Source organism: Streptomyces adelaidensis, from assembly GCF_016598475.1.
GTDB classification, from domain to species: Bacteria; Actinomycetota; Actinomycetes; order Streptomycetales; family Streptomycetaceae; genus Streptomyces; species Streptomyces adelaidensis.
The window spans coordinates 1-13,447 of sequence record NZ_JAEMUX010000090.1 but is presented as its reverse complement, the minus strand read 5'-3'; the positions used below and the strand labels follow the sequence as shown (position 1 = coordinate 13,447).

Annotated in this window: 11 protein-coding genes and 1 pseudogene; 8 read left to right on the top strand and 4 right to left on the bottom strand. The window is 68.5% G+C overall.

Annotation, left to right across the window (positions count from 1 at the left end; translation table 11 throughout):
- The first annotated feature begins 137 nt into the window (after positions 1-137).
- From I8N67_RS44735 to I8N67_RS34195, 6 genes are all read left to right on the top strand, one after another.
- On the top strand, positions 138-1,502 hold the full coding sequence (locus I8N67_RS44735) for a recombinase family protein (RefSeq protein WP_372443866.1): 1,365 nt from the start codon (positions 138-140) through the stop codon (positions 1,500-1,502).
- Positions 1,503-1,587: 85 nt separating this feature from the next.
- Positions 1,588-3,636, top strand: coding sequence for a thioredoxin domain-containing protein (locus I8N67_RS34215; protein WP_200308163.1), 2,049 nt, complete (start codon positions 1,588-1,590; stop codon positions 3,634-3,636).
- Between the two features lie 213 nt (positions 3,637-3,849).
- Entirely contained in the window at positions 3,850-5,112 is a 1,263-nt protein-coding gene (locus tag I8N67_RS34210) for a glycosyltransferase (RefSeq protein ID WP_200308162.1), read from the top strand.
- A complete protein-coding gene (locus I8N67_RS34205) occupies positions 5,109-6,770 on the top strand; it encodes an ArnT family glycosyltransferase (protein WP_200308161.1) in 1,662 nt (553 codons plus the stop codon). Before I8N67_RS34210 ends, I8N67_RS34205 begins: the two co-directional genes overlap by 4 nt.
- Positions 6,767-7,990, top strand: a complete 1,224-nt coding sequence (locus I8N67_RS34200) for a glycosyltransferase (RefSeq protein WP_200308160.1) — start codon at positions 6,767-6,769, stop codon at positions 7,988-7,990. Before I8N67_RS34205 ends, I8N67_RS34200 begins: the two co-directional genes overlap by 4 nt.
- Complete coding sequence (locus I8N67_RS34195; protein ID WP_234046749.1) at positions 7,990-10,455, top strand: galactose oxidase early set domain-containing protein; 2,466 nt, start codon at positions 7,990-7,992, stop codon at positions 10,453-10,455. Before I8N67_RS34200 ends, I8N67_RS34195 begins: the two co-directional genes overlap by 1 nt.
- Before the next feature lie 96 nt (positions 10,456-10,551).
- Here I8N67_RS34195 and I8N67_RS34190 read toward each other — a convergent pair whose 3' ends face one another.
- From I8N67_RS34190 to I8N67_RS34175, 4 genes are all read right to left on the bottom strand, one after another.
- Complete coding sequence (locus tag I8N67_RS34190) at positions 10,552-10,845, bottom strand: hypothetical protein (protein ID WP_200308159.1); 294 nt, start codon at positions 10,843-10,845, stop codon at positions 10,552-10,554.
- The gene (locus tag I8N67_RS34185) at positions 10,842-11,048 is read right to left on the bottom strand and encodes a hypothetical protein (RefSeq protein ID WP_200308158.1); all 207 of its coding nucleotides are present in this window, start codon (positions 11,046-11,048) and stop codon (positions 10,842-10,844) included. Before I8N67_RS34185 ends, I8N67_RS34190 begins: the two co-directional genes overlap by 4 nt.
- Complete coding sequence (locus I8N67_RS43310) at positions 11,048-11,380, bottom strand: hypothetical protein (RefSeq protein ID WP_234046748.1); 333 nt, start codon at positions 11,378-11,380, stop codon at positions 11,048-11,050. Before I8N67_RS43310 ends, I8N67_RS34185 begins: the two co-directional genes overlap by 1 nt.
- A gap of 172 nt (positions 11,381-11,552) precedes the next feature.
- A complete protein-coding gene (locus I8N67_RS34175) occupies positions 11,553-12,272 on the bottom strand; it encodes a GntR family transcriptional regulator (protein WP_200308157.1) in 720 nt (239 codons plus the stop codon).
- A gap of 55 nt (positions 12,273-12,327) precedes the next feature.
- On the opposite strand from I8N67_RS34175, the gene I8N67_RS34170 reads away from it, so the two are divergent.
- Both I8N67_RS34170 and I8N67_RS43305 read left to right on the top strand, forming a co-directional pair.
- Positions 12,328-13,143 carry a class I SAM-dependent methyltransferase gene (locus I8N67_RS34170; protein WP_200308156.1) on the top strand — a complete coding sequence of 272 codons (816 nt, stop codon included), beginning with the start codon at positions 12,328-12,330 and terminating at the stop codon, positions 13,141-13,143.
- A 28-nt stretch (positions 13,144-13,171) separates the two neighbouring features.
- Positions 13,172-13,387, top strand: a pseudogene (locus tag I8N67_RS43305) (transcriptional regulator); the annotation flags it as partial.
- Between the last annotated feature and the right edge of the window lie 60 nt (positions 13,388-13,447).

The window sequence follows — 13,447 nt, the reverse complement described above, 5'->3', positions numbered from 1 at the left end:
CGGGCGCACGGGCGTTCGTGAGGCTGCGTGGGGCACCTCTGGCACGCGGCCTTCACGGGATCACCGCGTGACCGTGCATCGGAGGTACGGCGATCACCACCTGCCTGGCGGGTCAGCCGAACTTCCGCGATGGGTCCATGAGCCGATCCGGTTCAGTGACCTCCGGAGCTATCGCTCGTTTCTTTGAGTGTCGAGCTGATTTCCGAAAAGGGTGTGCTGTGAACGGCTTTGCCGTACATGAGCCGACCGGACTGATCCCGGTCGTCTCCTATGCGCGTACGTCAGAGGACGTCCGTCAACGCGACGGACATGGAGTCCGTCATCAGCTGCGAGTCAACGAACGAACAGCTCATGAACATGGCTGCAAGATCATCGCGACTTACAGCGACAACGGCCGCAGCGCGTCCAGGGCGGGAGTGGTGAGGCCTGGATTCGACGGATTGATCGCGGACCTGACGCGCGGACGAACCGACACGGGGCAGCCGATCGAAGGGGTGGTGTGCGTCGCCGACGACCGGCTGTATCGCCGCGCGGAAGATCTGGCCCGCTTCTTTGCCGCGCTGACCAGCCGACCGGGACGCGTTTACGTCGATCCTCAGGGAGTCCGAGATCCGTACTCACAGGAGGGGCTGCTGCAAGCCGTGCGGTCCCTGGACGCGTCGGTCACGGAGACGCGAGTCAGAAGCCGACGTCTGTTGAACTGGCACTGGGCTCGCGCCGTCGAGGGTGTGCCACACAGCGGGCCGCGCCCCTTCGGCTGGCGAGAGGACAGGATCACGCTGCACCCGGACGAGGCGCACCTCGTCCGGCAGGCGATCAGTGACCGAATCGGAGGGACGGCGGTCCGGGCCATTGCGCGAGAGTGGTGTGACCTCGGGGTCACAGGAACACGTGGCGGTAGACCCAATGGCCAGACCGTCACACAAATCCTCACTACGCCCAGGGTGTGCGGTTACCGCGCCAACAAGGGGCAACTGCTGCTGGTCCCGGAGACACGGCGGCCGGTACTGGGGCAGTGGGAACCCATCGTGACGCCGGGCCAATGGCAGGCGGTGTGCGCGACGTTTTCGCCAGGCAGTCTGTACCTGCACCGGGGAAGCGGTGCTCCGAGAGTCGCAGGAAGCAGGACTGCCCCACGTCATCTTGCTTCTGGCTTTCTGCGGTGCGGGGCGCGGCGTCCCGATGGCACAGTTTGCCGTGGCGCGCTGTGCGTTCAGAAAGGGAAGAGCAAGAGGAGTCCCTACGTCTACTCCTGCCGCTGCTGCGGACGATGCAGCATCAGTGGGCCGCTGGCCGACGAGATCATCGAACAGTCGATTCTCACTGCGCCGCACGGGCGAGGAGTACCCGAAGCCACGCGTCGACGCTGGGAGTCCGGCCAGATGGGGTTGGAGGAGAAGCGGAAGCTCATCGGATCGGCCATCACTCACTGCATGGTCCGGCCCGGCGTGAAGGGCGATCACTCCTGGGACTACTCGCGACTGGAGCCCGTGTGGCGTTGAGCAGATCGGGTGGCGCGGCAGGAGGGAACGTCGGAGCGACAGGCCATCATGCGGTGTGGCGACGACAGTCAGGCACGATGGAGTCATGCCGAACCGACTGGCCCATGAGACGTCCCCGTACCTCCTCCAGCACGCCGACAACCCCGTCGACTGGTGGCCCTGGTCGGAAGAGGCCTTCATGGAGGCACGACGGCGAGGTGTGCCTGTTCACCTGAGTGTCGGTTATTCAAGCTGCCATTGGTGCCATGTCCTGGCTCGGGAAAGCTTCGAGGACGAAGCGGTCGCCGCCTCCATGAACGCCCACTTCGTCAACATCAAGGTCGACCGCGAGGAACGCCCCGACGTCGACGCCGTCTACATGGAAGCCGTGCAGGCGGCGACCGGGCAGGGCGGCTGGCCCATGACCGTGTTCCTGACGCCGGAAGGGGAGCCCTTCTACTTCGGGACGTACTTCCCGCCGGAGCCCCGGCACGGGATGCCGTCCTTCCGGCAGGTGCTGGAGGGTGTGCGGGCCGCCTGGACCGACCGGCGGGAGGAGGTCGCCGAGGTCGCCGGGAAGATCGTGCGGGATCTGGCCGGGCGGGAGCTGAAGTTCGCGGCGGTCGACGCGCCCGGGGAGGACGAGCTCGCGCAGGCGCTGCTGGGGCTCACCCGGGAGTACGACGCGGCGCGCGGCGGGTTCGGCAGGGCGCCCAAGTTCCCGCCGTCGATGGTGATCGAGTTCCTGCTGCGGCACGCGGCGCGCACCGGCTCCGAGGGCGCGCTGCAGATGGCCCAGGACACATGCGAGCGCATGGCCCGCGGCGGCATCTACGACCAGCTCGGCGGCGGCTTCGCCCGGTACTCCGTCGACCGTGAGTGGGTTGTGCCCCATTTCGAGAAGATGCTCTATGATAATGCGCTTTTGTGCCGCGTCTATGCCCGCCTCTGGCGCGCCACCGGCTCCGAACTCGCCCGGCGCGTGGCCCTGGAGACGGCCGACTTCATGGTCCGTGAACTCGGGACGAACGAAGGCGGGTTCGCCTCCGCGCTGGACGCCGACAGCGACGACGGCACCGGTTCCGGGAAGCACGTCGAAGGGGCCTACTACGTCTGGACGCCCGAGCAGCTGACCGAGGTGCTCGGGGAGGAGGACGCCCGCCTCGCCACGCAGTACTTCGGCGTCACGGAGGAGGGCACCTTCGAGGAGGGGGCGTCCGTGCTGCAACTCCCGCAGCACGAGGGCGTGTTCGACGCCGAGAGGATCGAGTCGGTCCGGGAGCGGCTGCATGGGGCGCGTTCGCGCCGGCCCGCCCCGGGCCGTGACGACAAGGTGGTCGCCGCCTGGAACGGGCTCGCCGTCGCCGCGCTCGCCGAGACCGGCGCCTACTTCGACCGCCCCGACCTGGTGGACGCCGCCATCGCCGCCGCCGACCTCCTCGTACGACTGCATCTGGATGAGAAGGCGCGGCTCGCGCGGACCAGCAAGGACGGGCACGTCGGGGCCAACGCGGGAGTGCTGGAGGACTACGCGGATGTCGCGGAGGGGTTCCTGGCGCTGGCGTCGGTCACGGGGGAGGGGGTGTGGCTGGAGTTCGCGGGGTTCCTGCTCGACCATGTGCTCGTGCGGTTCGTGGACGAGGAGTCCGGGGCGCTGTACGACACGGCCGTCGACGCGGAGAAGCTGATCCGGCGGCCGCAGGATCCGACCGACAACGCCACGCCGTCGGGGTGGAGCGCGGCGGCGGGGGCGCTGCTGAGCTATGCCGCGCACACGGGGTCGGAACCTCATCGGACGGCGGCCGAGAGGGCGTTGGGTGTGGTGAAGGCGCTGGGGCCGCGTGCGCCGAGGTTCATCGGGTGGGGGCTCGCGACCGCCGAGGCGTTGCTCGACGGGCCGCGGGAGGTGGCGGTCGTCGGACCGGAGGGTCATCCGGGGACGCGGGAACTGCACCGGACGGCGCTGCTGGGGACCGCGCCGGGCGCGGTGGTCGCGGTGGGGACCGCGGACAGCGGCGAACTGCCGCTGCTGGCGGACCGGCCGCTCGTCGGCGGTGAACCGACGGCGTATGTCTGCCGCAATTTCACCTGTGACGCTCCCACGACCGATGTCGACCGGTTGCGTACGGCCCTAGGTGGGGCTCCGACCGGCTGAAACTCGCCGGTCAGGGGCCGGGACAAGGTCGAACAACTCGCTGGATACGGGCTGGTGTGCGGACACGTCCGATTACATGTTTCCTCGAACGGAAACACGCTTTTTATCGGAAGGGTCCCCCGGGTTCACAGTTTCCCCCTAGTCTCCTCACAGTGACGCGGCGGGAGTAACTCCCGCCGCGACAGGGGGTAATGGGATCCGGGGGGATCTAACTTGCTGACGTCTGTCTTCATAGCCGTCGTCTCACTGGCCTTGTTCTGGATGGCGGCTTTCACCTTGTGGTGGCAGATGCACGCGTGGCGTACGCCCGAAGTACTCGCCTCCACCCGTTTCAGCAGACCGGACGGCGACGAACACGTGTCGTTCTCACTGCTGCTGCCCGCACGCCATGAACAGGCCGTGCTGGACCACACCATCCAACGACTGCTCGAATCCAGCCACGACGACTACGAGATCATCGTGATCGTCGGGCACGACGACCCGGAGACCACCGCGGTGGCCCGGGCCGCCGAGGAGCGCGACCCGCGCGTCCGCGTCGTCGTCGACCACCACGAGAAGAAGAACAAACCGAAGGCCATGAACACGGCGCTGCCGCACTGCCGCGGCGACGTCGTCGGAGTCTTCGACGCCGAGGACCAGGTCCACCCCGAGCTGCTGACCCACGTCGACCACGCCTTCCGCACCACGGGCGCGGACGTCGTACAGGGCGGAGTACAGCTCATCAACTTCAACTCCAGCTGGTACAGCCTGCGCAACTGCCTGGAGTACTTCTTCTGGTTCCGGTCCCGGCTCCACCTGCACGCGCAGAAGGGCTTCATCCCGCTCGGCGGCAACACCGTCTTCGTCCGCACCGAGGTGCTGCGCGAGGCCGACGGCTGGGACCCCGACTGCCTCGCCGAGGACTGCGACCTCGGCGTACGGCTCTCCAGCGTCGGCAAGAAGGTCGTCGTCGCGTACGACTCCGACATGGTGACCCGGGAGGAGACCCCCGGCACCCTGATGTCACTGATGAAGCAGCGCACCCGCTGGAACCAGGGCTTCCTCCAGGTCTACCGGAAGAAGGACTGGAAGCAACTGCCCGGATTCCGGCAGCGCCTGCTGGCCCGCTACACGCTGATGACGCCGTACCTCCAGGCGATCTCCGGCGTGATCATCCCGCTCAACGTGGCCATCGCGCTCTTCCTCGACGTGCCCGTCGGCGTCGCCTTCATCACCTTCCTGCCGGCCGTCACCGCCCTCGTCACCTTCGTGTTCGAGATCGTCGGACTGCATGACTTCGGCAAGCAGTACGGCCTCCGCGTGCGGTTCGTCCACTACCTCAAACTCGTCGTGGGCGGCCCCTTCTACCAGGTGCTCCTCGCCTTTGCCGCCGTGCGCGCAGTGTGGCGTGAGCAACGCGGCCGCAACGACTGGGAGTTGACCAGTCACGTCGGCGCACATCTCGCGAACGTGAACCGAGAGGACGTTCCTGCGTGACCTCCACACTTCCCGCGGCGACCAAGACTCAAGTCAAGGTCCCCGCGCAGCGGACAGCTGCGCCCGCAGCCGGTTCGATCAGTCGAACGACCGTCCCCGCGCCACCCACCAAGCGCCTGCGCACCTCACGCCCCGACCTGCTCCTGTGCGGTCTCCTCCTCGTGGCGATCATGATCGTGCAGGGCTGGAACATCGCCGACTACCCGACGCTCAGCGACGACGAGGGCACCTACCTCGCCCAGGCCTGGGCCGTCCAGGAAGGCAACGGACTCGCCCACTACACCTACTGGTACGACCACCCGCCCCTCGGCTGGATCCAGATCGCCCTGCTGACCTGGATCCCCGCCCACTTCGCCCCCGAGTCGATGACCGTCGGCTCGATGCGAGCGGTGATGCTGGTGATCAGCGCGGTCAGCGCCGTGCTCGTCTACGTCCTCGGCCGCCGCCTCTCGCTGCCCCGCTGGGCCGCCGCCCTCGGCATGGCCCTCTTCGGGCTCTCCCCGCTCTCGGTGGTGCTCCAGCGCGAGATCTTCCTCGACAACCTCGCGGTGATGTGGACGCTCCTCGCGTTCTGCCTCGCCGCCTCACCGAGCCGTCACCTCTGGCACCACTTCGGCGCCGGCCTCGCCGCCGCCGCGGCCGTGCTCACCAAGGAGACGATGCTTCTCGTCCTGCCCGCCGTGCTGCTCACCATGTGGCGCCACAGCCACAAGGACACCAGAAAATTCGCCCTCACCGGCGCCATCACCGCCTGCGTCCTGATCGGCCTCTCCTACCCGCTCTTCGCCCTGCTCAAGGGCGAGTTGCTCCCGGGCGACGGCCATGTCTCGCTGTGGGACGGCATCGCCTACCAGATGAGCCGCCCCGGCTCCGGCTTCATCCTCACCGAGGGCACCGGTTCGTACGGCGTCCTGCAGTCCTGGCTCTACTACGACCGCGTGCTGCCGTTGGGTGGGCTCGCGGGCGCCCTGCTCCTGTTGCTGACCTGGCGCTGGTCGGTGACCGCGAGAGCCCTCGCCGGACCCGCCCTCGCCGTCGCGATCCTCGCCGGCATGGCTCTGCGCCCCGGCTACCTCCCCGCGATGTACGTCATCCAGGCCCTCCCCTTCCTCGCGCTCGTCCTCGCGGGCGGCGCCGCCAGCGTCACCCACGGCGTGCTGCGCCGCCGCCGCAGCACCACCGAGAAACGGCCGTTGACCTGGGCGCGGTACACGATCGCCGTCTCGCTCGCCGTCGCCGCGGCCCTCTACGTCGTACCGCGCTGGTACGACGGCAACCACACCGCGATGACCTTCGACGCCAACGCCCCCTACGAGCAGGCCGCCAAGTGGCTCGGCTCCGAGGTCGACGACCCCGGCGACACCCGCGTCCTCGTCGACGACGCGCTCTGGCTCGACCTCGTCCACGAGGGCTACAAGCCCGGCCTCGGCGTCATCTGGTTCTACAAGGCCGACCTCGACCCGGCGGTCACCAAGACGATGCCACGCGGCTGGCGCGACCTCGACTACGTGGTCGCCTCCCCGACGGTACGGCGCGACGCCGTCGACCTGCCCAACGTCAAGGCGGCCATGGAGAACTCGACAGCGGTCGTGACCTTCGGCACCGGCGAGGACCGCATCGAGATCCGCAAGATCCAGACCGCGGGAGGCGACCGATGAGCAGCGGCTACGAGTACACCGCGCCCGAAGAACTCGGCGACCCGGCGCTCCAGGGCGCCGAGATCCCCGAACCGGGCGCCGTCACCATCGTCGTACCGACCTTCAACGAGTCCGCCAACGTACGGGAGTTGCTGCACCGGATCACCGAGTCGGTGCCCTCCCGGCTGCCCTGCGAGGTCGTCTTCGTCGACGACTCCACCGACGACACCCCCGACGTCATCAACGAAGCCGCGCAGGACTGCCCGTTCCCGGTGACCGTGCTGCACCGCGACGAACCGGTCGGCGGACTCGGCGGCGCGGTCGTCGAGGGCATGAAGGCGGCCACCTCCGACTGGATCGTCGTCATGGACGGCGACCTCCAGCACCCGCCGTCCCTGGTACCGGAGCTGGTGGCGACCGGCGAGCGGTCGTCGGCGGGTCTCGTCGTCGCCTCCCGCTACATCAAGGGCGGCAGCCGGGCCGGCCTCGCGGGCAGCTACCGCGTCGCCGTCTCACGCGGCGCGACCTGGCTCACCAAGTCACTGTTCCCACGCCGGCTGCACGGCATCAGCGACCCCATGAGCGGCTTCTTCGCGATCCGCCGCAACGCCGTCACCGCCGACGTCCTCCAACCCCTCGGCTACAAGATCCTCCTCGAACTCGCCGTACGCAGCCGCCCGCGCGAGGTCACCGAGGTGCCCTTCGTCTTCCAGGACCGCTACGCCGGCGAGTCCAAGTCAACCGCCCAGGAGGGCCTGCGCTTCCTGCGCCACCTCGTCGGACTGCGCACCGCCTCACCGCTGGCCCGCATGATGGTCTTCGGCCTGATCGGCGTCACCGGCTTCCTGCCGAACCTGGCGGGCCTCTACGCCCTGACCTCGGCCGGCATGCACTACGTCCCCGCCGAGATCCTCGCCAACCAGCTCGGCGTGTTCTGGAACTTCTACCTCATCGAACACCTGTGCTTCCGCGAGCGGCGCAAACACCGCAAGGGCTGGGACCGCCTCGGCCGGTTCGCGTTGCTCGCCAACGCCGACCTGGTGCTGCGCATCCCGCTGATCGCCCTGTTCGTCGGCCAGTTCGGCATGGGGGCACTGCCCGCGACCGCGCTCGCCCTGGTGATGACGTTCGTATTGCGCTTCGCAGGGACCGAAGCGCTGGTCTACCTGCCGCGCAGGACGCCTCGCCGTGGGGAGCACGGCGAGGAGAAGCAGGCCGAGCCGGCAAGGAGAGCCGTTTGATGAACCGCTTGACGCAACGCTTGACGCAACGCTTGACGCACCGTTTGAAGACCCGGGTCAGACCCAGACGCAGAACAGCCCTGCTGGCGGTCGGAGCACTCGCCTCCGGTCTGCTGTTGATCGCGCCCCAACCCGCGTCCGCCGCCAACCTCGTTCAGAACCCCGGCTTCGAGACCGCCGGCGGCGGCGACATGCCGTACTGCTGGGAGAAGTCCGGCTGGGGCGACAACGACTTCACGTTCACCACGGTGGCGGACGCCCACTCAGGCAGCAAGGCCATGAAGGTCGAGCTGACCCGCCGGGTCTCCGGCGACCGCAAGGCCCTGATCACCGAGTCGGCGGCCTGCGCACCGACGGTCTCCGTGGGCAAGCAGTACGACCTGGGCCTCTGGTACAAGTCGACGACCCCGGACACCTCCCTCACCCTCTTCCGGCACGACACCACGGCCGGCTGGCAGTACTGGACCGACCTCAAGACGCTTGAGATGGCGGCCGGTTGGACCGAGGCGACGGTCCGCACCCCCGAGGTCCCGGCCGGCACCGACCGGATCACCTGGGGCGTCTCCGTCTACGGCACCGGCTCCGCCACCACCGACGACTACACGATGGACCAGGTCGCCGACCCCGTCCCCGAGCCGGAGTGCACGGGCACGCCGGACCAGTGCGAGAACGGCCGCTGGGACGTCCTGCCCACCCAGAACCCGGTCCGCTCCATGCACTCCGTGGTGTTGAACAACGGCAAGGTCCTGCTGATCGCCGGCTCCGGCAACAGCGAAGAGATGTTCGAGGCGGGCACCTTCACGTCCGCGGTCTACGACCCGGTGAACGGCACATACAAGCAGATCCCCACGCCCGACGACATGTTCTGCGCGGGCCACGTCCAACTCGACGACGGCCGTGTCCTGGTCATGAGCGGCAACAAGGCGTACCCGGTGGTGGGCGGACACGGCTACGAGGGCTACAAGGACTCGTACGTCTTCGACCCGGTGACGGAGACGTACACCAAAACGAACGACATGAACGACGGCCACTGGTACCCGTCGGCGACCGTCCTCGGCAACGGCGACGTCATCTCGTTCGGAGGCCTCCGCGAGGACTCCACAGGCTCGGTGACGGCCGAACTGTGGTCGGACGCCGAACAGAAGTGGCTCGAACTCTGGAAGGTCAACCAGACCTGGTCGTACTGGGGCCTGTACCCATCCATGATCCTCATGCAGGACGGCCGCCTCTTCTACTCGGGCAGCCACGTCTTCGGCAACAACATCCCGGGTACGGGGTCGGTGATCTACGACTACGGCGCCAACACGATCACTTCCGTCCCCGGGTTGCAGAACAAGGACGAGCGGGACCAGTCGGCGAGCGTGCTGCTGCCCCCGGCCCAGGACCAGAAGGTCCTGACGATCGGCGGCGGCAACATCGACTCCAACCCGGAGGCGAACCGCCTGACGGACGTGATCGACCTGAAGCCCGCGAGCCCGACATACGTCGCCGGTCCACCGCTCCCACGGGGCACGGTGGACCTGGGCAACGGCAAGGTGGCCCAAACGGGCAACCAGGGCAAGATGTACGTCTCGGCGGTCCTGCTGCCCGACGGCAAGGTCCTGGAGACGGGCGGCGCCCTCCACAACCGCGCCAACCCGGTCTACGAGACGTCGATCTACGACCCGGCGACCAACACCTTCGACCCGGTGGCGACGGACCCGGAGGAGCGCGGCTACCACTCCTCGGCGTTCTTGTTGCCGGACGGCCGCGTCATGACCACGGGCGACAACCCCGGCAACGGCACCTGGAACCACGACGTGTCGATCTACACCCCGCCGTACCTGCTGAAGGGCGCCCGCCCGGACATCACCTCGGTGATCGACAAGGAGTGGGTCTACGGCGACACGCAACGCATCACGGTCGACCGCCCGATCGCAAAGGCGGAACTGATCCGCCCAGCGGCGGTCACCCACTCCTCGGACCCGAACCAACGCTTCGTGGACTTGCCGCTCTCGGTCGACGGCAACAACGTCGACCTGAACGTGACGAGCAACCCGAACCTGGCCCCGCCCGGCTGGTACATGCTCTTCGCGGTCGACGCGAACGGCGTCCCGTCGGTGGCCGAGTGGGTGCATTTGCAGGGCCCGACCGCCCTGGCCGCCGCCTCGGGCGACGCCCCCTCGGCCCACGTCCACGACTTCGCGGACGCCCCGAAGGGCAAGACCACCGGTCCGAAGAAGAGGACGAAGTCCAAGAAGGTCAGCCCGACCATCGCCGGCTGCGACCGCCACTACGGCACGGCCAACGTCTGCGTCCCGACGACCTTCCCGGCGGAGGTCAAGAAGACGACGGCGTCACGGTGCGCGTGGCTGAAGGAGAACGACTATGGGCGCCTGAAGGTGAACGGCAAGGACGACCCGCTGAAGCTGGACCGGAACGGGGATGGTCTGGCGTGTGGGAAGGCGGATGTGAGGCGCCGCTGACGATCAGCGCGGGCGGTGCGACCCGAGTGGTCCACCGCAGGGCTGCGGCCCCGTATCCGGCGAACATCCGCCGGGTACGGGGCCGCCGTGTCGCTGCTACGCGCGGCCGATGAGGTGCGCGGTGCCGGGCGAGGTCTGGACGGCGTGACGACAGTCCGGCGCGGCCGGAGGCGGGGGCTGGCCGTCGAGGGCACGGCAGAGGGAGGCGTGGAGGTGTTCGGCTTCGGTGAGGGTGAGGGTGAGGGTGAGGGTCATGTCGGCGTCGGTGCTGGTATCCGGTTCGGTGGGGTGCCCGCTGCCGGTCCGGTTCAGTTGCAGCGGTACGGCGATCCGGCCGTCGTCGGTGCGACGCACAGGCCGCCCGGGTGCCCGCTCGATGGTCCACGTCATGAGGTCACCGCCACGTTCTTCTCGTCCCGGGCGAGCCGGTAGGCACCCCACAGTTCCCGCCCAACCGCACAGCCGTCCTTGACCTTGCCGGCTCCCTTGCAGCCGCCGACACACTTGCGGGTGTGCTCGAACCACAGCCGGTACGCGCGCAGCATGGGGTTCTCGTCCCGCCGGACGTCGGCCCGGCCCCGTCCCCCGGTCATCAGCTCACCTCCGCGAACTGCCGTGCCTGCCTGCGCTGTTGGCGCACCTCGCAAGTCAGGACGTACGCGCCGACGAGAGTGCTGGCGATGTCGTCGGGAGTGATGTCCGGCAGTTCGGCGCGAGGCCACGGACCTCGGGCCCTGCGGCGCCGGGCGCTCGCGAGGAAGGCGGCCCACATCTCGGGGGAGGGGTGGTCTGCGGGCAGGCGTGGGGCGCCAGCCGGTGCCGTACCTGGTGCGGTATCCGGTTCGTGGGCCGCGCGGCCGGATTCAGGCGGCGGCCCGAAGAGGACGGTCCTCACCCGTACGAGTGCCCGTGATACAAGATGCATTGTCGGTCTCCTTGTCAGATCGGCCACGCCCCGGGACCGTCGCGAGCGGTCGCCGGGGTCTGCCTTGCCCATTGCCGGGCATGGAGTGACTGCGCCGCGAAGCGGTCATGCGCGGCGCTAAAAAAGAGACTGGACCGGTGGACCGGTCCAGTCAAGCGAAACGTCAGTTTCCCTACCGCATGGGGTAGTTGTCGGCCAGCTCGAACACGTGCGACGCCGTCACTCCCTCTTCGCAGACGAGTGGCCGGTGATCCCGGTCAAACGCCACGTGCAGCACCACAGCCACCGCCGCGGGGCGTTCCACCTCCAGCAGACGGGCCTCTTCTATGTCGGCCAGCCGCACCGTCGTGACGTCCGTTCCCTCCACGGGCGAGCGCCCCGTCTCGCGCCTCACGTAATGCGTAGTGCCCTCCGAGATCGGTCCTTTCATGGCCAGGCGCGGGGCCGCGTCCGCGATGGCAGGCGGGAACCAGGCTGTCACCAAGGTGTGCGGCGAGCCGTCGTCGAGCAACACCAGCCGAACCCTCCGCAGTGCTTCCTCGCCCGCCTTCAGCTCCAGGGCTTCCACGATGTGCGGGGGCGGCACCGTACGGTCGGGGTCATCGATGCGCCGGTACGGGGCGCCGCCCGTCAGGCGTGTGGAGTCAGCGCGTCGGGCGCCTGCGGGCCGGGCCACCGGGGTCTCTGCGACGGTGAATCCGGCACCCTGACGAGCGGCCACCAAACCGTCGTTGCGCAGGACGTCGTATGCCTTGACGACGGTGGCTCTCGATACGTCCCACTGCTCGGCCAGGTCGCGACCGGAGGGCAGCAGGTCGCCGGGACCGAACTCGCCGTTCGCGATCCGAGTGCGTAGATCCTCGGCGATCTGCTCGTACTTCAGCTGCGGCATGGGTCTCGTATCCGATCACTGGACTGGTCCACCGGTTCGCTACCAGAATGCCCGTATGACGAGCCCTGAGGTAGCGCCGGAGATCGTGAGGTTCTACACCGAGACCATCGACGAGGCCGACCGCCTGTCCACGACGGCGGACGGCCGCCTGGAGCTGGTCCGCACCCAGGAGTTGCTGCGCCGCCACTTGCCGCCTCTGCCCGCCCGGATCCTCGACGTGGGCGGCGGCCCTGGCACCCACGCCCGCTGGCTGGTGGCGGACGGCTACGACGTCCACCTCGTCGACCCGATCCCCCGTCACCTCACCCAGGCCGAACAGACGGGCGCCACAGCAGAGTTGGGCGACGCCCGCCACCTCTCAGCCGAGGACGCCTCGTACGACGTGGTCCTCCTTCTCGGCCCCCTCTACCACCTCCCCGACCGCACCGACCGCGACCGGGCCCTCGCCGAGGCCCACCGCGTCCTGAAACCGGGCGGCCTCCTCGCCGCGGCCGGCATCAACCGCTACGCCTCCCTCTTCGAACACACCGCCTTCGCCCACCTCCACAAGGAACCCCTGCGCGAGAGCATCTCCGGCATCCTCGCCACCCAGATCCACGACGGAAAGAAGGCGTTCACGAAGGCGTACTTCCACAGCGGCGCCCAACTCCTCGACGAGGTAACCACCGCCAACTTCCCCAACACCCAGGTCTACGGCATCGAAGGCCCCGCCTGGTCCCTCCTGGCCGCCACGGAACGCCACACCGGCGAATCCCTCACAGACTCCCCGCTCTTCGAGTCGGCCCTGACTGCCGCGCGCATGGCGGAGCCCTACCCGGAACTGCTGTCAGCGAGCTCCCACTTGCTGGCGGTCGGCAACCGGCCAGCATGACCCGTTGCCTTCACCACCATCCGCATCACGTGGACTGATCGGTACGCCCAACATCGAGGTCCGGACGAATGGAACCACGCTGTACAACTCCCCGTACCGCGCGGATGACCAGCTACCGATCAACGCCCATGTCTGGGGAGCGAACGCATACGGCGCACCTGTGTGGCACCTTTGCCGAAGCGGGGCAGGCGGCATGTTCGACGCGATGTGGGCGACGGCCGCACCAGCACAACAGGACGGGTGACGTGACACGCACCGAGTACTACGACGACCCGAACGCGCCCGAGCCGAACAGCATGGTGGT